This is a genomic window from Laceyella tengchongensis, assembly GCF_900182735.1.
Classification (GTDB): Bacteria; Bacillota; Bacilli; order Thermoactinomycetales; family Thermoactinomycetaceae; genus Laceyella; species Laceyella tengchongensis.
Genome location: NZ_FXTU01000001.1, coordinates 568118 through 587094 on the forward strand (window position 1 = coordinate 568118; position 18977 = coordinate 587094).

Genomic DNA, 18977 nt, shown 5'->3' on the forward strand with positions numbered 1-18977 from the left:
CTTGGTTGCAGAAAATAATGTAGAAGAAGCGATTGAATGGGTCAAACAAGCACGAGAACTAGAACCCGATTTTCCTATTTATCAAATCGAACATGCTAATTATCTATGCCACTTAACACGTTATGAAGATGCGATTTCCCTTTATCAATCTGCAAAAAAAATGGGTGTACCTAATCCAGAATTGTTGATTGGACTTGCCAATGCACAGTATATGATGGGGGATTTAACAAGCTCACTTGAAACATTAACCGAGTTGCGTATGAAGTTTCCTGAACGGATAGAGGGTTTTGTTGATTCAGCGATGATTTATCTTGATCACCTTGGGGAGCCTGAAAAGGCAAAACATCTGCTGCTTCAAGGAGAGTCTTATCAATCCAAGCATCCGTTGTATTTGTTTCAATTAGGACGAGCTTATCATGAACTTGGAGAAACAGAATTAGCAAAGTGTCATATTCAAAAAGCAATAACCATTGACATGGAATGCAAAGAAGCATGGATTGAATTGGCTACACTTTATTTTGAAGAAGAAGATATTAATGGGGCTTTGACCGCGATTAGTCAAGCAATCAAGCTTGATCCCAATAATCCCATTGCGATCAACAACCGACATATCTTTGAAGAATATATACAAGAGAGGGACTGCCATGATTGAGGTTCAAAAAGATGAGTTTTCCTTTACTTTACCAGAAGGAAATGAACTCTATTATCCTATCACTCATGAGGGCCGTTACTCTTTCTATGGTTTGCCTGTTCACGTTTTTTCTAATTCCGATGGTATTGAAGAATTTTTATGTTATTTCCTTGGTGATCATGGTCCAGATATAGTGACAGTACATCCAATAATGATCTATATGTTTGTCCACGATAAACCAGCAGGTGACAAAAGAACGAAACCCAAAGCAGAATATTTTCTTGAAAACAAGTACATTCAAATCTATGGTTCAACCATTGGAATTTGCGAAGGGGATACCAGTAAGATCACGATATTTATCTCCTACGATGATCTCGAAAATGAATACTGGTTTGTTCGTCATTTTATGAGACGATTGTTGATGTATCTCGTTTATCGACGGATGGACATCTGCGCATTTCATGCCTCAGCGATCAGCTTCAACAACAAAGCAATCCTTCTTTTAGGACCAAGAGGTGCAGGGAAATCAACGATAGCTCTACATTGTTTGAGAAGAGGTTTTCACTATTTATCAGATGATCTTGTTATTCGCCATTTAAGTGTTCGAGATAACACAATTTGGGGTGAACCATGGATTACGTTTATTCGTTCAGATGAATTAAGAATGTACCCCGAGTTTCAAATGACTGGCTCTCCTCACACAAAGGCGCTTGTTCCTTTATGGGAGTTTTATCCCAATTTACTAAAACGGTCGGCAGAACTAGTTGGTTGCTTTTATCTAGAACGAATAGATGGACCAAGTAAACTTCAATCAATAAGCAAAGAAGAAATCTTGAGTCTCGTTCAACGTGATCTTACTGTATTGAAGCAGGAAAATGAAGCTCATTTTATTCAGAGAGCTATTCAACATACAGCTGCTCTCTTTGATCGATTGCCAACTATGAAGTTGTTAAACGGAAAAAACTTAATACATACCGTTGATTGCATTCAAGCATTTATCAAAGGAAAATAAAATAACAAACTAGAAAATTAGCCATATCCTCTTGATACCAACCAGAAAGCAGTGATTGCAATGAATGGAAAAATTACTGATGAGATATTAGATCAGCTACGTACATTTATTGATTTGGTGGATGTGGTAAGCCCTTATGTGCAACTAAAGAAAAGTGGGCGTAATTATTTTGGTTTATGTCCGTTTCATTCAGAAAAAACACCTTCATTTTCTGTTTCGCCCGATAAACAAATTTACTATTGCTTCGGATGTGGGGCAGGCGGCGATGCGATTAAGTTCATTATGGATATCGAGCAGTTAACCTTTATTGAAGCGGTCAAACACCTCGCGGACCAGGTAAATCTCCCCCTTCCTGACTTAGAGGTTTCCGAAGAAGTAAAAGATGCCGAGTTGCAGCAGATAAGAGACTCGCTTGATCTTGCTGCTAAACTATATCATCACGTATTAATGAACACCCCCTTCGGCGAAGTAGGACGGCGTTATCTAGAGAAACGCAACATTATGAAAGAAACGGTTTATGAGTTTCAGATCGGCTATGCTCCTGACTCGTTTCAATTCCTGCTGCCGTTTATGAAGAAGAGAGGATTTACCGAAGAGATTCTAGAGAAAGCTGGGCTTATCTCTATTAAAGAAGAGACTGGACGTGCTTTTGACCGCTTTCGTCATCGGTTAATGATCCCGATCCATGACGCTCAAGGACGGATCATCGGTTTTGGTGGACGACTCATTGATGGGGATGGCCCGAAATACTTAAATAGCCCAGAGACTCGCCTATTTCAAAAGAGACTTCATCTATTCAATTTGCATCGGGCACGTTCTCCCATTCGTAAAGAACAACAAGTGGTCTTATTTGAAGGGTCCATTGATGTGATCTCGGCTTGGCAAGCAGGAATCAAAACAGTCGTTGCTACCTTGGGCACTGCGCTTACAGATCATCAAGCTTCGCTAATCAAGCGTAATACGCAAAATGTCGTTCTATGTTATGACTCAGACAACGCGGGTCAATCAGCATCAGTAAAGGGTCTTGAAATCCTACGAGAACAGGATTGTACTGTAAAGATCGCCCAGATGCCAATTGGACTGGACCCTGATGATTATATTCGCCGTCATGGTGGAGACTTGTTTAAAGAGGAAATCATTGCGGGCGCTTTACCTTCTGTTGCTTTTACCCTAGAGAGTTTAAAGCGCAACTTTAATCTAAAAGACGAAGATGCAAGGATGAAATACTTGTCTCAAGCGGTAGGTGTTATTGCCGATTTACCCAAACCGATTGAGCAGGAGCATTATTTACAAAAGCTTTCTAATGAGTTTGGCCTATCCCTGGAAGCATTGAAAGAAGAGTGTCGAAGAGAGAGAAAAAAGAAGCGGCGTCAGCAAGAGAGGAAACAAAAATCATACAAAAAAGGTCAAGGGATTGAGGCAAAGACTCGCTCTAGTAAGCACTCTGTAACCGAGATGTCTGAAAGGCATTTGATCGCGCATATGATGCGCAGTGGAAAAGTTACTGAGTGGGCGAAGGAGAAGATTGGAGCCGAGTTTCATACAGAGATATATACCGCGCTTGCTGCCTACATTTATGCATATTATGAGCAAGGATATCCAGAGGATGTGAGTCGGTTTATTCAATCCTTGCCTGATGATTCGTTAAAGTCAAAAGCCAGTGAGCTTCAAATGATTGAGCTACCAGACCATCCTTCTGAAACAGAGTTAAACGATCATTTGAAAAACATCAAAACGGTTCCGATTCTGGAACAAATTATGGAAAAAGAACAACAGATTAAAACATTAGCTGAGAGTGATCCGATTCAAGCAGCGCAAATCTCTGTGGAAATCATGAAACTAAAAGCCAAACTCAAATGAGTAAAATAGATGGGGTGTACTAAGGATGAACAATCAAGAAGAATATTCGAATCCTCTTTTATATGATTTGGAGAACAATCGAGTACCTGAATTTTCTTTTATTCAGGAATGGGCCGAGGTTAAACAAGGCCCCATTCTTGACCTTGCTTGCGGAACTGGCCGTATTACCATCCCACTTGCCGAGCAAGGATTTAAGGTCACAGGCGTGGATATCAATGAGGGGATGTTGACCCGTGCTAAAGAGAAGGCCAAAGAGAAGGGGGTGAGTATTAATTTCATACATCAAGATTGTACTCAATTAGATTTAGACGAAACATTTCCACTTGTATTATTGATTGACTCCGCTTTTCAACACTTTCTAACCAATGAGAGTCAAGAACAACTACTTCGCTCTGTCACCAATGCCCTTACATCCGATGGAATCTTTATTTTTGACTCGCGTTTTCCTTGCGCGAAGGAATTGCTTAGTCCGTCTACGCTTTCGTACAAAAAGACCCTTCGTGATCATGAAGGTAGAGAATATGATCTTTTCCATCAGGAGGAGTATAACACATTGACACAGGTCCAGCATCATAAGGTTGTTCGTCGCTATAAGGATACAGATGGACAAGTTGAAGAACACATCTCACATATTGATTTGCGCTATACATACCCGCAAGAGATGGTGAGATTATTACGTTTAACTGGACTTGAGCCTATAAATGTTTTTTCAGGTTGGAATAACAATGCTATTCAACCGCAAAGTAAATGGATGGTTTATGTTTGCAGGAAAGTACAACAAAAAACTTTCTAATAAAATACTGAACCAAAAAGACAGTGATTCAAGTAATGGACTCAGGACTTAGAAGAAGTACAGGAGGTACTAGATGTTTTGGCTATCGATCTTCTTACTAATTATTTCTGTATCAGGATTTGTTTATTGGATTTGGAGAATTTAAGTAGTTCGAATTTGTTAACTTGGTTGGGTGTAATAAAAATTTGCTTATAATTCACAAGGGAATCAAAACAGTTTATACAAGTAATTAGTTTGGTTTCTTATTAGACACAGTCTAAGTCAATCTATTTAATCGGCGGTGTATAACAATGACAAGTCTAATTGAAAAGACAAACGACCAATTTGCTCCTAACCAAGTGATGAACTACTTACTTAAAAAACATCATGTAGTTCCAGGATATCAAAGCAACAGCGTGATTGAAGTAGCTAATGATTTGCTTGGACTTCATGCAGCGAGATTGCCAACACCCTTTGTCTCCCTTGCAGTGCGTGTAAATAATTTTAACTCTAATATGCTATGGGAGCCTCTTTACAAAGACGGAGATCTTATCAAGCTGCGATGTATGAGACGAACCTTGCACATCTTATCACCTTTATTCTCACCAATAGCCCATCGTGCGACACTTTCTTTTCAGATTGCTGACTGTAATACAAAGTATAAAAAGATTCAAATCGATGACAGGAAAAAGGAAGAAATCAAATCAATTATTGTCGAGCTTGTTAAAGAAAATCCCTTATCTGCAAGTGATATTCAATCGTTGAGTAAATTTAAACTTGGAGTATTGACTGATGAATACTCTCAGGCCATCTCGATTGCAATAAAAGAGTTATGGGAGAGCGGAGAGCTTTGTTATATTAATGAGTCGCCCCATTGGGGAAAAGAGCAACGCTTATATGGACATGCTCCAACACTCTATCCCAAGCATCGCCTTAATGATCTTTCTATAGAGGAAGCACGAAGAAGGCTTGTTTTTCATCATATTGATACGTTCGGTCCCGTCACATTGCTTGGTGGTCGGGTCTTGGGAGAACGGTAATTCGGGAAGCAATTGAGCATTATGCCGAGAAATTGGTTAACGTGACCATCCAATCAAGTGATAAAACCTTCTATATGACCAAATCCAATTATGAGCATTTATGTAAGATACGGGATGAGAATGACGGAAAACAAAGTATTATATTGAAAAGAAAATCAGTGAAATGAGAAACTTCTTGTTTGAACAAAGCTAGGCCCTGGGAGGAAACTTCCTCCTTGGGTTTAGTCAAGGAGGTCTCTTGAATGAAAAAAGGGAGATTGATTGTACTGGAAGGGATGAGTGGTGTCGGAAAAACAACGCTTGCTCGAAATTGGGTCAAAACCCTGACAGATAGGGAAGTGCCCGTGATTTACCTTCATGGAGCGTTATCGGACACGCCTGTAGGCAGACGCTTTAAAGAAGAAGTCCGATCATGGAAGCTAGAGTTGACCTCTACCTACTACTACCTAGCCGATCTTGTTCAACTTACGCAATCCCAAATACAGCCAATGTTAAAACGAGGTTATGTTGTTATACAGGATCGCTATGTAGACTCCATTATTTCGTTTCATCGGGCATTGACTAAAATGAACGGAATAATCGAGGATATCAAACCAGTAGTGGACTTGTATACAGAGGTTGGCTTATTAGCCCGACCGGAAGCGACGATTTGGTGTTATGCGTCAAATAAGGTTATTTAAAATCGTTTAAACTCTGATGATGGAGCCCACCACAAGTATATTAAGAATCCCCATTTGTTACGAAGCGTTTCGGAGGAGTTTGCCTCGTTAATGGATGAAAGAATTCATGCCGGAGATACGGTCCATACCATTAAGATGGATCAGGTTCAGCATCTCTCTTTTATGGAACGGTTTATTTTCGATCTATGTGAAACTTTATGATATGAAAGGAGAGGGAATGAAGATGGATATCTTGCTTGTTCAGTGTCGCCCGAAACATGAGTTGAATGATTTTCGTTACCAGTCGGAAAATCTGGCATTGGGTTACTTGGCGGCATCTTTACGGGAAGCGCAGTATGAAACAGGGGTATTAGACGCTCACTTATTGATGTTGACACCTGAGCAAACGGTACAAGAAATACTTGATAAACGCCCTTGGATGGTTGGCATATCGGCTTCGGCACAAGATAATATCACAGCTACGTTCGAAGTGGTTGGATTATTAAGAAAAAATCGGTACGCGGAACATATTACCATTGGAGGTCATTTTCCCACATATGAACATGATAAGATATTGACTCATGTTCCAGGGATCGATAGCGTGGTTCGTGGAGAAGGCGAAATTACTGTCGTTGAACTTGCCGAATATGTAAAAGACGGAAAGCCATTAGACGATGTAAAAGGCATTACGTTCAGAAACTGCTTCGGGGAAATTGTTGTCAATCCAGACCGCCCTCTTGTTGAAGACCTGGACACCTTGCCGCTGCCGCATCGAGATACAATTGGCATTCTTTTGGAAAAGAACCGTAGGATTTCGATGCTGGCGAGCCGTGGTTGTTATGCTCGATGTTCTTTACGTTCTTCAACTGGCGTCCCAGAAGAGTGAGAAAAGTTGAGCAAGTTGTCGGGGAGATGCTTCAGCTTTATAAAAAATACGGAGTTCGCAAATTTAAGTTTGTTGATGATTTGTTTATCGACCCAAGTAAAAAAGTCGGGATTGGATTTTATCGTTCTGCGAAAAAATCAAGGAAGCTGGCATGAATGATTTAAATTTGTGGTTACAAGTTCGTGCTGTTTGTGTAAGGGAAGACATATTCCTTGCGTTAAAAGAAATAGGTCTTAAAAAGATTTTTCTTGGTCTGGAATCAGGTCATGCTGACAGCTTGAAGCGGTATCAAAAAGATATTACCCCAGAACAAAATGTCGAGGCAGTTCGGATTCTCAAGAAAGTAGGCATTCCTGAAATATCCATCGGAATGATGCCGTTTGAACCTGAGGTTTCTTTAGAAGGGATCAAGGAAAACATCGAGTTTTTGAAGAAGCTCGGGACCTTCGACATTCGTGATGTAACGGGCAAATTCAAGCCTTATTCCGGCACACCCCTTACAGAGAAACTTTTGGCGGAGGGACGTATTAAACGTAAAAATTGGTATGACTTAGGGGACTACGACTTTACAGACCCGAGAGTAGGACAACTTTATCACATGGTCATGAGCTATTTTCGACATGCAAAACCGAGTTTAAAGCACATTTATCACATGGACTACCGAATGAGGAAAATTGAAGGACGTGTGATGCAACCTGGCTTGAATAGCGAGGAAAATGAGTATAAAGAATCTTATCTCGCGCTAAGAAGAGATATAGAGAGGTTTATTCAGGATCATGGTGAAATGATGTTGCAATTGGTGGAAGGAACGATCGAGGCAATTGAATCTGGTATGACTCCTTCTATGGAACAGGAATGGATGAGAAAATCGGAAAAGGAGTTTCATCAAGCTGAACAGTTGACTCTTCCTCTATTTGAACGGATTTCAGTTTTGGAAAGCCAATTAGGTTTAGTGAAAAAAGAGCTCCACTCTCTTCATGTTGCTGAAGTTAAAGTGTTGTTGAATCAAAATTCGCAAGGTTGGGAATAGGGGGGGACCAATGTGGATGAGAAGCAAGCGAAACTCATTGTCTTTGAAGGTGCAGGAAGAAGCGGTAAGAGTACATTAATTCATCTGGTTAAGAATGCGCTTGAAAAAAGAGGATTGCAGACATTTTTCACGGAGTGGAATTCTTATCCTCCGCTACAAAGCATTATCAATCAAAAAAAGGTCGATTCCTCTTTTACTCCGCTAACCTACTGTTTATTACATTTAGCGGAATTTGCCCTTCGCTATGAAGAGATTATTCAGCCTGCACTAAAAAAGGTGGATGTAGTTCTGGCGGATCGTTGGGTTTACACAGCATGGACGAGAGACAGCGTGAGAGGAATTGAGAACGAATATGTTCGTCAATGTTACCAATTCGCAAAGAAGCCTGATTGTGTTTTTTATATCGAGGTTCCCAGTGATATAGCACTTCAACGGCATATTCAAACCAAGCCTTTCTTTGGCTACAATGCCGGGGTTGATATTTGGCCCGACCGTACTAAAGAGGAAGCGTTTCTTCTTTATCATCAACAAATCACCCAGCATTACTCCCTGATTGCGAAAGAAGAAAATTTTGTGGTATTGGATGGGCTTGAGTCTTCGGAAAATCTTTTGCACTAAGCTCTCGAGCATTTGAAAAGCAATGGCTTAATTGCTTGTGAGGAGAGTTTCAAATGAAAGATCGAGGATCAGTGATTTTGATTAGTGGCAACCGTGTCGCTTTAATAAAAAGAGTTCGTGATGGGATGACATTTTATGTTATCCCTGGTGAAGGAATTAAAGAAGGGGAGTCGCCAGAAGATGCAACAATACGCGAGGCATATGAAGAATTAGGTATTACCATCGCTATAAAAGAAAGGGTAGCCATAATAGAATTTAATGGCGGGTTGCAATATTATTTCCTCGGTGAGATTACTGGAGGTACTTTTGGTACAGGCCAAGGAAAAGAATTTACTCAGCCGGATAGAAAACGTGGTACGTTTGAACCTGTATGGATGGAGATCGAGGATTTAGCTGATCATGATGTTCGACCAAGAGAAATAGCTGATCTTTTATTGACAGGATCAGTCAAGTAGATTTCGGAAATGACTTGGTGATCTATTCAAATGTAATAATTAGAGGACTAAAATGTATCAGAAAATCGTTTGTACAGGATTTCTTTTATCATCAAGGAAAGACGCTCATTATAAAGCGGTCTTTACGAGAAGCGTTTTTGCCCGGGTTTTATGAACTGCCCGGAGGAAAAGTGGACTTTGGTGAAAACCCGGAAGAAGCACTGAAACGCTAATTTCGTGAAGAAATCAATGTAAACGTGGAAATCGTCAAACCATACAAAGTCTTTTCCTATGTCTCAGAGAACGGAAACAGTCACACAGTCGAAATCGTGTATCTGGTTCGATTGACCGATGATTCGGCGAAGATCCAATTGAGTGAAGACCATTCTGCTTACCAGTGGATTTCCGAAAAAGATGTTCAGAATTATCTCATTACCGACGAAACGCAAGACTCGATTCTTCGCGGATTTAAAGCGGTTCCGCCTGAAATGGTTAATCGCTAATTCTTTAAACACCTTAGCTATGCTTATTACCTATCCTCTTGAAGGGGTATCTATTGAAAGTTCCTAATAAAGGAGTTGTGCAATATGCCAAAAAAACGTTTTACTGCTCCAGTAACGATTCATCTCTTTTTTGTACAAGATAATAAAATCCTCTTGCTCCGCCGCTACAATACCGGATACGAGGATGGGAATTATTCTGTAGTTGCGGGGCATTTGGATGGTGGGGAGACCGTCAAACAAGCGGCAGTTAGGGAAGCAAAAGAGGAAGCCGGAGTTCAGTTGAAAGAAGATGACGTGGAAATCGTTGGGGTCATGCACAGAAAAGCAGGTGATGAGCGGGTAGACTTCTTCGCGGTCGTTAAAAACTGGGAAGGAGAGATTCAAAATCTGGAGCCCCACAAATGCGATGATCTACGGTTTTTCCCGTTGAATGAACTTCCTACAAATATCATTCCTTATATTCTTCGGGCGATCGACAACTATAAAGAAGGAAGATGGTTTGATAGTTACGGTTGGTAGGGGATCAGAAAAGGGAACTCTCAGCGAAAGCCTGTTGGGGGTTCCTTTTCTAAAAAGAGAGGTAGACTCATATGATTTGTTTTGGCGGAATGTTTGGTATCGGAAAGACGACTTATGCTCAAATATTAGGCGAATATTATAAGAGGACGTCCCCTTTTTATCTGTAAATGATTTCTCAATTGTAACATCTTCCTCCGGTCTCGTAAGAAGAGGCTGGGATATAACCTGGGTACTTGAAGATGCCGCTACTAGTGAGCTTCTAAAACAGGAGCTTAATTCAAGATCTGATAAGTAGGTGTTGATTATGTTAAGACAGGGGTTTTTTTCTTCAAGAGATGAATTTGAGGAATGGCTTTTTTTCAATCGGATGCAGTTGAAAACTTTATTGATGAGTTTAGTCACTTAAAATTGGACTATTCTCCAGAATCACTACTTAGACTGGAAAAATGGATTTTAGATCGGCATTCATCTCCCCAAACTTTAGTGAAAAATGAAAAGGAAGCAGTACTTGATGGTATGCTTCGATATGTTGGGTAAGTTTATGTGAAGCAGTTAAAATGGATATGGGATGTAGAACTGAACGATAAGAATGATGTTTTTTACAGTATGCCTTTGGTAAAGCAGAGAGACGATCACGACAATATCTATGCTGAGTCTCCGTGGTCACTTCTTTTGGCTAGTGTAGATCGTAGGCAGGGAGAGAATATGTATCGTATGTTTATGAATATGAAAGAGGATATGGAAGAAAAAGGTTTTTTGTAATAAAGAAAAGATCAAGGTAGGTATATTATTGCTGATGGCTTAGGTGTAGGTCTTATAGTTGGCAGAGTTGAAAAAAAGCTGGCCAAGTGAATTTTCCACCACAGGAATGAATCGGCGCCTGGTTCGGCATAATAACGAAAAATACCAACCTGGGAAAGGGTTGTTGTTTGCTTATGAAACGCCGAACCATATATCGAATTCTTCTCAGCGTGCTAGCGATGGCGCTCATGTTGTCTAGCGGGGCGACTTCATTGTCCGCGATGGCTGCACCGCCAGACGAAACTGCGGTGCCCGCTTTCGGACCGGGTGTGTTAAAGCCGGGAGCTAAGGGTAAAGATGTCAATGAATTGCAAGGCCGTTTGAAGTTGTTGGGATTTTACACTGGTCCGATTAACGGCGTGTTCACCCATCGCACCTATTTGGCTGTGCGGTTGTTTCAGTACCGCTTTGGTTTAAAAGTGGACGGGTCGGTTGGACCCAAAACGAAACTGATGTTATGGAAAGCGACGAAGCATTGGACCCCGTCCATGACGGAACCCAAAAAACAAATCGCCAAAAAAGCGGCACCAGCTACTGGAACCAAGCTTCCGCGTTCTTCTAACGGCTTTAGCCAAAACGATTTAAAATTGTTGGCGCAGGCCGTTTATGCCGAAGGGCGTGGCGAACCGTATGTGGGTCAAGTGGCCATCGCGTCGGTGATTCTTAATCGGATTGAGAGCGACAAGTTTCCTGATACCGTATCAGGAATCATCTTCCAACCATTGGCATTTGAAGCGGTTGCTGATGGCCAGATTTGGATGGAGCCCGATGAGACGGCCAAAAAAGCGGTGATGGATGCGGTGAATGGATGGGATCCATCAGGAGGTGCGTTGTATTATTTCAATCCGGCTCGCGCGACTTCCAAATGGATTTGGAGCCGCCCTCAAATCAAGACCATCGGCAAACACATTTTCTGTCGATAAAGTCAGGCATCGAGCCTTTCTGGGGCTCGATGTTTCCTTTTGTTTGAACATGTTATAATGGTAGAGGATTTTATCGATAGAGGAGTTGTCGGCGTGGAACAGTGGACGCTGAGATCATTGGAATTTCATCGAGTGAAAGAAATCGTCAAAGAACAAGCGGCGACGTTTTTAGGAAAAGAAAAAATAGATCAATTGGCGCCGTCCGCTGACCGCGACATGGTGGAGCAGTGGCTCGCTGAAACGCGGGAAGGGATGGATCTGTTGCGCCTCAAAGGAGATGTCCCCTTTGGCGGCATTCGCGACATTCGCGCCTCCATTCGCCGAGCCAAGGTGGGCGGCATGTTGAATGAAGCGGAGTGCTTGGATATCGCCACGACCATATCAGGCGGTCGCAAGGTGAAGTCCCACTTGCGCCAACTTGAAGTGGAGACGGCGCCTTTGCCGCGGTTGCGTGAACTGACTGAACAAATAGAAAGTCTAGACCAGCTGGAAGCGGAGATCTTGGCTTGTATTGATGAACATGCGGTAGTCAAAGATCAAGCCAGCCCAGAGTTGCGTCGCATTCGACAGCAAATGGACGGTGTTCGACAACAAATCCAGCAAACACTGAATCAGATGTTGCGCAGTTCCCATTACACCAAAATGATGCAAGAGCCGTTGATCACACAACGGTTCGACCGCTATGTGATTCCCGTCAAACAGGAGTACCGGGGACAGTTTGGCGGCATTGTGCATGATCAGTCCTCTTCGGGAGCCACTTTGTTCATTGAACCGGAAGCCGTTGTGCATTTGGGAAACCGATTGCGCGAGTTGGAGATGGCCGAGCAGAAGGAAGTAGAGCGAATTCTGAGCCTGCTTACAGCCAAAGTCGCAGAAGTGGCAGAAGAGCTTAGCCAGAATATCGAACGGCTGGGAGTACTTGACTTTATCGTGGCCCGCTCCCGTTATGGTTACCTTATTAAAGGGGTGTGCCCAAAGATTGCCGAAGATCGGGTGCTGGTGTTGAAACAAGCGCGGCATCCGCTCATTCCCAGCGAAGAAGTGGTGCCAATCCATGTGGAGATGGGAAAACATTATCAAGCCATCATTATTACGGGACCGAACACCGGCGGGAAAACGGTCACTCTCAAAACTGTCGGCTTGCTGGCATTGATGACGCAATCGGGCCTGCCGATCCCCGCTCAGGAAGAAAGCGTGATGCCGATATTCAGCGGCGTGTTCGCCGACATCGGGGACGAGCAGAGCATCGAACAAAGCTTGAGTACATTTTCCGGTCATCTGACCAATATCATTGGCATCTTGCAGAAACTAGATGAGTCGAGTCTGGTTCTGTTCGACGAACTGGGGGCGGGGACTGACCCCACCGAAGGGGCAGCCTTAGCCATGGCTATTTTGGAACATGTGATTGAGCGCGGTTCCATGGTAGTGGCGACCACTCACTACAGTGAATTGAAGCTGTTTGCTCACACGCATCCGCAGGCGATTAATGCCAGCGTGGAATTTGATGTGGAAACCTTACGGCCCACCTATCGCCTCTTGATCGGCGTGCCGGGGCGGAGCAACGCCTTTGCCATATCGACCCGACTCGGATTGCCGGCACCGATTATTGACTTGGCGAAACGGCACATTTCCAGCGAGGAGAACAAGTTGGAAGAAATGATCACCAGCTTGACCAATGAGCGCAAATGGGCTGAGGAAGAGCGCAAACAAGCGGAAGCGTTGCGCAATGAAGCGGAAGCATTGTATGAAGACTTACGGCAACAGATGGATCAATGGGAAGAAGAAAAGGCACGGCTCAAGGAAAAAGCGCGCCAAGAAGCGATTGAGGCTGTGGCCAAGGCGAAAACGGAAGCTGAAGACGTGCTGAAAGAGTTGCGGGAGTGGGCGAAGTTGCGTCCGCAGGATATCAAGGAACACGAATTGATTGAGCTAAAAAAACGATTGGACGCTTCCATTCCCGAAGCGGCGTTGCCTAAGAAAAAGGCCTCCCGTCCGCCCAAGCCGCAACAGATCCAAGTGGGGGATGAAGTGCTCGTTTTGACCGTCAACCAAAAGGGCACCGTCGTGGAGGATCTGGGTCAGAACGAGTACCAAGTGCAGATCGGTTTTTTGAAAATGAAAGTGCATCGTGATCAACTGGAGAAACAAGCGGCGCCGAAACAAAAACCAAAAGCGAAAAGCCATGCGACGGTGAAGCGGTCAACGGCTGATGTCAAACCGGAATTGGATTTGCGGGGCAAATTGGTGGAAGAGGCGTTGATGGAGATTGATCAATATCTGGACAAAGCGATTCTATCGGGTTACAAACAAATCTCTTTGATCCACGGTAAAGGTACTGGCGCTTTGCGCACAGGAGTGCAAGAATTCTTGCGCCGGCACCGGGCAGTGAAGACTTTCCGTCTGGGAGCCCACGGTGAAGGTGGATCGGGAGTGACTGTTGTTGAGTTGCGTTAGAAACGAGGTTGGTTGCGACGGAGGGACGATATGAAGTATTTACCGCCAATATTGGGCACAGTAGCCCTGCTTTTCTTTCTGGTGGGAGTTATTTGGTTCATCATCAACGCTTAAAATGGGGAAAGCCCGGCGATCATGGAGTGATCGCCGGGCTTTTTTCAGGGGCAATTGATCCGCAGCCGGCCAAAGGAATGTCCTGCGACGGGGGCCGGACATTGGTCTTCAATGGTGTGGCGGATCTGGGAGTTGGTCTTGCCAAGGCTTGCTAGGTAGGCCGCAGTTCCGCTGACAAACGCGGTGGAGAGGGATACGCCGGACATCGTTTGGTAGGTGTTGCCAAGGTAAGTAGTGATGATATTTAGTCCAGGAGCGCCGATGTCAATCCAATTTCCGTATGAGGAGAAGGAGCATTTGTTGTCGTTTGGGTCCGTGCAGGCAACGGCGATCACATTGGAATAGTAAGCCGGATAGGAGGGAGCCGTGTTGGCGGAACCACCTGCCGCGGCCACGAGAACAGCGCCTTTGTTCCAAGCATAATTCACAGCATTCTCTAAGACGGAGCTGCTGGTGGACCCGCCCAAGCTGAGGTTGATAACCCGTGCTCCTTGATCCGCGGCATACGTGATTCCGCTGGCGATATCGGCGAACGTGCCACTTCCGCTGTTGTTCAGTACACGAATGGCCAAGATTTGCGCCGTGTTGGTCGTTCCTGCGATGCCGATGGCGTTATTGATTTTGGCTGCAGCGATTCCGGCGACAGCGGTGCCGTGACCGTTACCGTCTTGTGAGATGCTGTCATCATCGACAAAGTCCCAGCCCTGTATGACTTTTCCACTGAGGTCTGGATGGTCGGATTGAACGCCGGTGTCAATCACTGCCAGTTTCACCGCGTTTGCGGTTCCCTCAAATGGGCCGCCGATCTTTTGTAAGCCCCACTGTTGCGGATAGAGAGGATCATTGGGAACGGCTAGGGCTTGGGCGAGGTAATTGGGCTCCGCGTATTCCACATATGTTGATTGTTGGTACCGCTTCATCATGTCGGGAACCGATGTGCCTTGAAATTGGATGACTTCAAACCCTAACTGGGCGTTTTTCTCCAGCACGACAGCCCCTTGTTGTTGATGGAAGTTCGCCTTCGCTTTCATGGTCAAGTCGGGTTTGAATTTGACTATCAATTGGCCAGGCGCGTAGGGCGGGGAAGCATCGGCTTGTGCGGGGGAGGGAACCGGCCATGCTATAGCCAACAGGATGACGAAGATAATCATTGCGCATTTTCTCAAGATGGGTCACCTCTTGAAAAAGGGTGGGAAAAGCGTGAGGCTCCTGTACCCTCACTGCATAGGGCCGGTGCAGTATGGTTTCGGATTAATCATCGCCCCGAAATCCCAGAAGGGCAGCTGGATGCATGTGGAAAGCTGACCACACCAGTTGGGTATGGTCAGCGGTTGGTAGCTCAGTATTGCACAGCTTTGTAAGCGTTGACGCGCCCTTTGGCCCAGTAGGTGCCAGTGCCGCTGATTTTGTCGGCGGTGTTTTCAATAGCGGCGCGGATATTGGCAGCGCTACGGCCTTGGGAAGCCAAGAGGCCAGCCACTCCAGCTACATGAGGAGTAGCCATGGAGGTTCCGCTCAAGGAAGCATAAGTGCTGGTCGGGTAAGTGGAATAGATGCTGGAGCCGGGAGCAGCTACATCCACCCAGGAACCGTAAGTGGAGAAGGAGGATTTGTTGTCGTTTTGGTCGGTGGAAGCCACCGCGATGGCGTTGGAATAGTAAGCGGGATAGTTAGGAGCGGTGTTGCCGGCGTTACCAGCTGCGGCCACGACAACGGAACCTTTGCTCCAAGCGTAGTCGACAGCTTGTTGCAGGCCGGAGTTACCGACGGTGCCGCCCAAGCTCAAGCTGATGACTTTAGCGCCTTGGTCGGCAGCATAGGTGATGCCGTTGGCGACAGCAGTCCAGGTGCCGCTACCACTATTGTCCAGCACACGCACAGCGAGGATCGATGCTTTTGGAGCAGTACCAGCGATACCGGTGCTGTTGTTGGTCACTGCTGCGGCGATACCAGCGCAGTGGGTGCCGTGGCCGTTGCCATCTTGCGGAGTGGAGTCGTTGTCAACGAAGTCCCAGCCGCCAACTACTTTACCGGCCAAGTCGGGATGATTGGATTGCACCCCGGTGTCGACGATGGCGATCTTTGCGCCAGAGCCTTCAGCGATGTCCCATGCTTGCGGCGCTTGGATTTTTTGCGGACCGTATTGGCGGGAGCTGAAGTAAGGATCGTTAGGCGTGTAGGAAGCGTGGAGATAGTAGTTGGGCTCAGCATATTCCACGTTGGGGTCTTTTTTCAGCTTTTCGATGGTCGCTTCCACAGAGCCTTTCACTTTGACCACTTCGAAGCCGAGCTTGTTGTTTTTCTCCATGACTGTACCGTTGGCTTTGGCGCGAGCAGATTTGACGGCGTTGGCCGAAGCGTTGGCTTTGTATTTCACCACGACTTGTCCGGGGGCATAGAGTTTACCCGCTTGGCTATCTACTTCCTTAGCAAAAATGGCGGAAGGCAGGGCGGCGCTGGCCATCAAAACGAAGGAAGCGATGAGGGAAACGCGTTTCTTCATGGTAAACGTCCTCCTTGTGTGTTAAGCTTTAATAGTGAGACTTTTCTTTTTTTGTTGGCCACACCATGCGCTTGGTGTGGCCGCTTTTTTAGTACTGAACGGCTTTGTAAGCGTTGACGCGCCCTTTGGCCCAGTAGGTGCCAGTGCCGCTGATTTTGTCGGCGGTGTTTTCAATGGCGGCGCGGATATTGGCAGCGCTACGGCCTTGGGAAGCCAGGAGTCCAGCCACTCCAGCTACATGAGGAGTAGCCATGGAGGTTCCGCTCAAGGAAGCATAAGTGCTGGTCGGGTAAGTGGAATAGATGCTGGAGCCGGGAGCAGCTACATCCACCCAGGAACCGTAAGTGGAGAAGGAGGATTTGTTGTCGTTTTGGTCGGTGGAAGCCACTGCGATGGCGTTGGAATAGTAAGCGGGATAGTTAGGAGCGGTGTTGCCGGCGTTACCAGCTGCGGCCACGACAACGGAACCTTTGCTCCAAGCGTAGTCGACAGCTTGTTGCAGGCCGGAGTTACCGACGGTGCCGCCCAAGCTCAAGCTGATGACTTTAGCGCCTTGGTCGGCAGCATAGGTGATGCCGTTGGCGACAGCAGTCCAGGTGCCGCTACCACTGTTGTCCAGCACACGCACAGCGAGGATCGATGCTTTTGGAGCAGTACCAGCGATACCGGTGCTGTTGTTGGTCACTGCTGCGGCGATACCAGCGCAGTGGGTGCCGTGGCCGTTGCCATCTTGCGGAGTGGAGTCGTTGTCAACGAAGTCCCAGCCGCCAACTACTTTACCGGCCAAGTCGGGATGGTTGGATTGCACCCCGGTGTCGACGATGGCGATCTTTGCGCCAGAGCCTTCAGCGATGTCCCATGCTTGCGGCGCTTGGATTTTTTGCGGACCGTATTGGCGGGAGCTGAAGTAAGGATCGTTAGGCGTGTAGGAAGCGTGGAGATAGTAGTTGGGCTCAGCATATTCCACGTTGGGGTCTTTTTTCAGCTTTTCGATGGTCGCTTCTACAGAGCCTTTCACTTTGACCACTTCGAAGCCGAGCTTGTTGTTTTTCTCCATGACTGTACCGTTGGCTTTGGCGCGAGCAGATTTGACGGCGCTGGCCGAAGCGTTGGCTTTGTATTTCACCACGACTTGTCCGGGGGCATAGAGTTTACCCGCTTGGCTATCTACTTCCTCAGCAAAAATGGCGGAAGGCAGGGCGGCGCTGGCCATCAAAACGAAGGAAGCGATGAGGGAAACGCGTTTCTTCACGAAAAATATCCTCCTTTTGATTTGTGGATTTGATTGGTTGGGTAAGTGGTTCCGATGCAAAAGAACATGATTTGCGTCAGCACAATGCACCTGTTGTCATGAGTCAAGCGATGCCTGTCAGTGATCCGTCCCCCGGCGAGGAGACTCGACGCGCTAGTAGGTAGAAATTAGCAGAATATACGAAAATATATGATTCATCAGTCATTTTCGGAGATGAGTACGTGGTATGAGTCAGAACGCGGGGCGGACATAACACTTCGACGGGATGTGGTGGGAATACAAATTTCTCAAACATGCCTCCCTGCCTTTGGGTTGATGTCGTACTGTGGAAGGACAATTGTCATATAAAGCCAAGATAATTATAATCCAAGGGTTGGATGAGGTGATTGCTCGCGTAGGAATGGCACAGGCGGGAGTGCTTTTTTTCCAGCCTCCTTTCAGTTTGTTATATTATCTTTTCGTGAACAAATTAAGTTTTCCTTCTTTAATCGATAAAAAAATAAATAAATTTATTACCGATAATAAATGGAATTATTTATATTCAACTTAGAAGATGTGGAATGATATGGGAAATATTTGCTTTGGCATATACTGAAGCAATGTAAATCGGGAAAATGGATACATATGATAAGAATTTAAAAAAGGGTAACAAAATCTCATGTGCGCGACTGGTCATTCTCGGTTATAAATGGCGCGTTAAGCGCAAAGAAAAAAGGCCTGATCAGGCCCCACTACGATTGGTCGATATGAAATTTCCCCATTTCTTTGCGTAATTGGGTTAAATAATCCGCCGTTTCCTGTTTTTTTGCTGGATGGTAGCGGTGGGGATGTTCGGAGATTTCACGCAAGAGTTGCTCGGCTCTGCGGTAGCTGGCTTGCAACAGCCGATAATAAGAGATTTTAGCCGGTGTGGTGGTTGTGTTCATGATGACCACTCCTTGCGAAATGTTCCCGACAATTCCAATG

The 18977-nt window shown here is 45.4% G+C and carries 21 protein-coding genes; 17 read left to right on the forward strand and 4 right to left on the reverse strand.

The window, feature by feature from the left end; genetic code table 11:
• Position 1: 1 nt before the first annotated feature.
• The 17 genes from QQZ12_RS02780 (at position 2) to QQZ12_RS02860 (ending at position 14142) form a co-directional block, all read left to right on the forward strand.
• Entirely contained in the window at positions 2-652 is a 651-nt protein-coding gene (locus QQZ12_RS02780) for a tetratricopeptide repeat protein (protein ID WP_284723927.1), read from the forward strand.
• On the forward strand, positions 645-1643 hold the full coding sequence (locus QQZ12_RS02785) for a phosphoenolpyruvate carboxykinase (ATP) (RefSeq protein WP_284723928.1): 999 nt from the start codon (positions 645-647) through the stop codon (positions 1641-1643). Before QQZ12_RS02780 ends, QQZ12_RS02785 begins: the two co-directional genes overlap by 8 nt.
• Before the next feature lie 60 nt (positions 1644-1703).
• Positions 1704-3503 (forward strand): DNA primase, encoded by a 1800-nt coding sequence (gene dnaG, locus QQZ12_RS02790; RefSeq protein WP_284723929.1) that lies wholly within the window; start codon positions 1704-1706, stop codon positions 3501-3503.
• A 25-nt stretch (positions 3504-3528) separates the two neighbouring features.
• The gene (locus QQZ12_RS02795; protein WP_284723930.1) at positions 3529-4296 is read left to right on the forward strand and encodes a class I SAM-dependent methyltransferase; all 768 of its coding nucleotides are present in this window, start codon (positions 3529-3531) and stop codon (positions 4294-4296) included.
• A 290-nt stretch (positions 4297-4586) separates the two neighbouring features.
• The gene (locus QQZ12_RS02800; RefSeq protein WP_284723931.1) at positions 4587-5315 is read left to right on the forward strand and encodes a DNA glycosylase AlkZ-like family protein; all 729 of its coding nucleotides are present in this window, start codon (positions 4587-4589) and stop codon (positions 5313-5315) included.
• A 242-nt stretch (positions 5316-5557) separates the two neighbouring features.
• Positions 5558-5995, forward strand: a complete 438-nt coding sequence (locus QQZ12_RS02805) for a dTMP kinase (RefSeq protein WP_284723932.1) — start codon at positions 5558-5560, stop codon at positions 5993-5995.
• Between the two features lie 223 nt (positions 5996-6218).
• Entirely contained in the window at positions 6219-6860 is a 642-nt protein-coding gene (locus QQZ12_RS02810; protein ID WP_189318988.1) for a B12-binding domain-containing radical SAM protein, read from the forward strand.
• Positions 6857-7015 carry a hypothetical protein gene (locus tag QQZ12_RS02815; RefSeq protein ID WP_189318989.1) on the forward strand — a complete coding sequence of 53 codons (159 nt, stop codon included), beginning with the start codon at positions 6857-6859 and terminating at the stop codon, positions 7013-7015. Before QQZ12_RS02810 ends, QQZ12_RS02815 begins: the two co-directional genes overlap by 4 nt.
• Complete coding sequence (locus QQZ12_RS02820; RefSeq protein ID WP_102991903.1) at positions 7012-7890, forward strand: radical SAM protein; 879 nt, start codon at positions 7012-7014, stop codon at positions 7888-7890. The genes QQZ12_RS02815 and QQZ12_RS02820 overlap by 4 nt, the downstream gene beginning before the upstream one ends.
• A 12-nt stretch (positions 7891-7902) precedes the next feature.
• Positions 7903-8508 carry a dTMP kinase gene (gene tmk / locus QQZ12_RS02825; RefSeq protein WP_102991904.1) on the forward strand — a complete coding sequence of 202 codons (606 nt, stop codon included), beginning with the start codon at positions 7903-7905 and terminating at the stop codon, positions 8506-8508.
• A gap of 53 nt (positions 8509-8561) precedes the next feature.
• The gene (locus QQZ12_RS02830; protein WP_102991905.1) at positions 8562-8963 is read left to right on the forward strand and encodes an NUDIX domain-containing protein; all 402 of its coding nucleotides are present in this window, start codon (positions 8562-8564) and stop codon (positions 8961-8963) included.
• A gap of 236 nt (positions 8964-9199) precedes the next feature.
• Complete coding sequence (locus tag QQZ12_RS17050) at positions 9200-9445, forward strand: NUDIX hydrolase (protein ID WP_102991906.1); 246 nt, start codon at positions 9200-9202, stop codon at positions 9443-9445.
• A gap of 84 nt (positions 9446-9529) precedes the next feature.
• Positions 9530-9964: an NUDIX hydrolase gene (locus QQZ12_RS02840; RefSeq protein ID WP_106342022.1), complete on the forward strand. Its 435-nt coding sequence runs from the start codon at positions 9530-9532 to the stop codon at positions 9962-9964.
• 348 nt (positions 9965-10312) lie between these two features.
• Positions 10313-10501, forward strand: coding sequence for a hypothetical protein (locus tag QQZ12_RS02845; protein WP_106342021.1), 189 nt, complete (start codon positions 10313-10315; stop codon positions 10499-10501).
• A 6-nt stretch (positions 10502-10507) separates the two neighbouring features.
• A complete protein-coding gene (locus QQZ12_RS02850) occupies positions 10508-10726 on the forward strand; it encodes a hypothetical protein (protein WP_102991908.1) in 219 nt (72 codons plus the stop codon).
• A 173-nt stretch (positions 10727-10899) separates the two neighbouring features.
• Entirely contained in the window at positions 10900-11688 is a 789-nt protein-coding gene (gene sleB / locus QQZ12_RS02855; protein ID WP_102991909.1) for a spore cortex-lytic enzyme, read from the forward strand.
• A 93-nt stretch (positions 11689-11781) separates the two neighbouring features.
• Positions 11782-14142 (forward strand): endonuclease MutS2, encoded by a 2361-nt coding sequence (locus QQZ12_RS02860; protein ID WP_102991910.1) that lies wholly within the window; start codon positions 11782-11784, stop codon positions 14140-14142.
• Between the two features lie 158 nt (positions 14143-14300).
• Here QQZ12_RS02860 and QQZ12_RS02865 read toward each other — a convergent pair whose 3' ends face one another.
• The 4 genes from QQZ12_RS02865 to QQZ12_RS02880 form a co-directional block, all read right to left on the reverse strand.
• Positions 14301-15422: a S8 family peptidase gene (locus QQZ12_RS02865; protein WP_106342019.1), complete on the reverse strand. Its 1122-nt coding sequence runs from the start codon at positions 15420-15422 to the stop codon at positions 14301-14303.
• A 173-nt stretch (positions 15423-15595) separates the two neighbouring features.
• Entirely contained in the window at positions 15596-16759 is a 1164-nt protein-coding gene (locus QQZ12_RS02870; RefSeq protein ID WP_102991912.1) for a S8 family peptidase, read from the reverse strand.
• Between the two features lie 88 nt (positions 16760-16847).
• Positions 16848-18011, reverse strand: a complete 1164-nt coding sequence (locus QQZ12_RS02875; RefSeq protein ID WP_321195638.1) for a S8 family peptidase — start codon at positions 18009-18011, stop codon at positions 16848-16850.
• A 731-nt stretch (positions 18012-18742) separates the two neighbouring features.
• Complete coding sequence (locus tag QQZ12_RS02880; RefSeq protein WP_022735890.1) at positions 18743-18937, reverse strand: hypothetical protein; 195 nt, start codon at positions 18935-18937, stop codon at positions 18743-18745.
• Between the last annotated feature and the right edge of the window lie 40 nt (positions 18938-18977).

What these genes read in the sequence shown, in the direction of transcription:
- QQZ12_RS02845 (WP_106342021.1), top strand. Translation starts at nt 10,313, where the DNA reads ATGGCTTTTTTTCAATCGGATGCAGTTGAAAACTTTATTGATGAGTTT.
- QQZ12_RS02870 (WP_102991912.1), bottom strand. Translation starts at nt 16,759, where the DNA reads ATGAAGAAACGCGTTTCCCTCATCGCTTCCTTCGTTTTGATGGCCAGC.
- QQZ12_RS02840 (WP_106342022.1), top strand. Translation starts at nt 9,530, where the DNA reads ATGCCAAAAAAACGTTTTACTGCTCCAGTAACGATTCATCTCTTTTTT.
- QQZ12_RS02810 (WP_189318988.1), top strand. Translation starts at nt 6,219, where the DNA reads ATGGATATCTTGCTTGTTCAGTGTCGCCCGAAACATGAGTTGAATGAT.
- sleB (WP_102991909.1), top strand. Translation starts at nt 10,900, where the DNA reads ATGAAACGCCGAACCATATATCGAATTCTTCTCAGCGTGCTAGCGATG.
- QQZ12_RS02795 (WP_284723930.1), top strand. Translation starts at nt 3,529, where the DNA reads ATGAACAATCAAGAAGAATATTCGAATCCTCTTTTATATGATTTGGAG.
- QQZ12_RS02785 (WP_284723928.1), top strand. Translation starts at nt 645, where the DNA reads ATGATTGAGGTTCAAAAAGATGAGTTTTCCTTTACTTTACCAGAAGGA.
- QQZ12_RS02880 (WP_022735890.1), bottom strand. Translation starts at nt 18,937, where the DNA reads ATGAACACAACCACCACACCGGCTAAAATCTCTTATTATCGGCTGTTG.
- QQZ12_RS02800 (WP_284723931.1), top strand. Translation starts at nt 4,587, where the DNA reads ATGACAAGTCTAATTGAAAAGACAAACGACCAATTTGCTCCTAACCAA.
- QQZ12_RS02830 (WP_102991905.1), top strand. Translation starts at nt 8,562, where the DNA reads ATGAAAGATCGAGGATCAGTGATTTTGATTAGTGGCAACCGTGTCGCT.
- QQZ12_RS02820 (WP_102991903.1), top strand. Translation starts at nt 7,012, where the DNA reads ATGAATGATTTAAATTTGTGGTTACAAGTTCGTGCTGTTTGTGTAAGG.
- QQZ12_RS02805 (WP_284723932.1), top strand. Translation starts at nt 5,558, where the DNA reads ATGAAAAAAGGGAGATTGATTGTACTGGAAGGGATGAGTGGTGTCGGA.
- dnaG (WP_284723929.1), top strand. Translation starts at nt 1,704, where the DNA reads ATGAATGGAAAAATTACTGATGAGATATTAGATCAGCTACGTACATTT.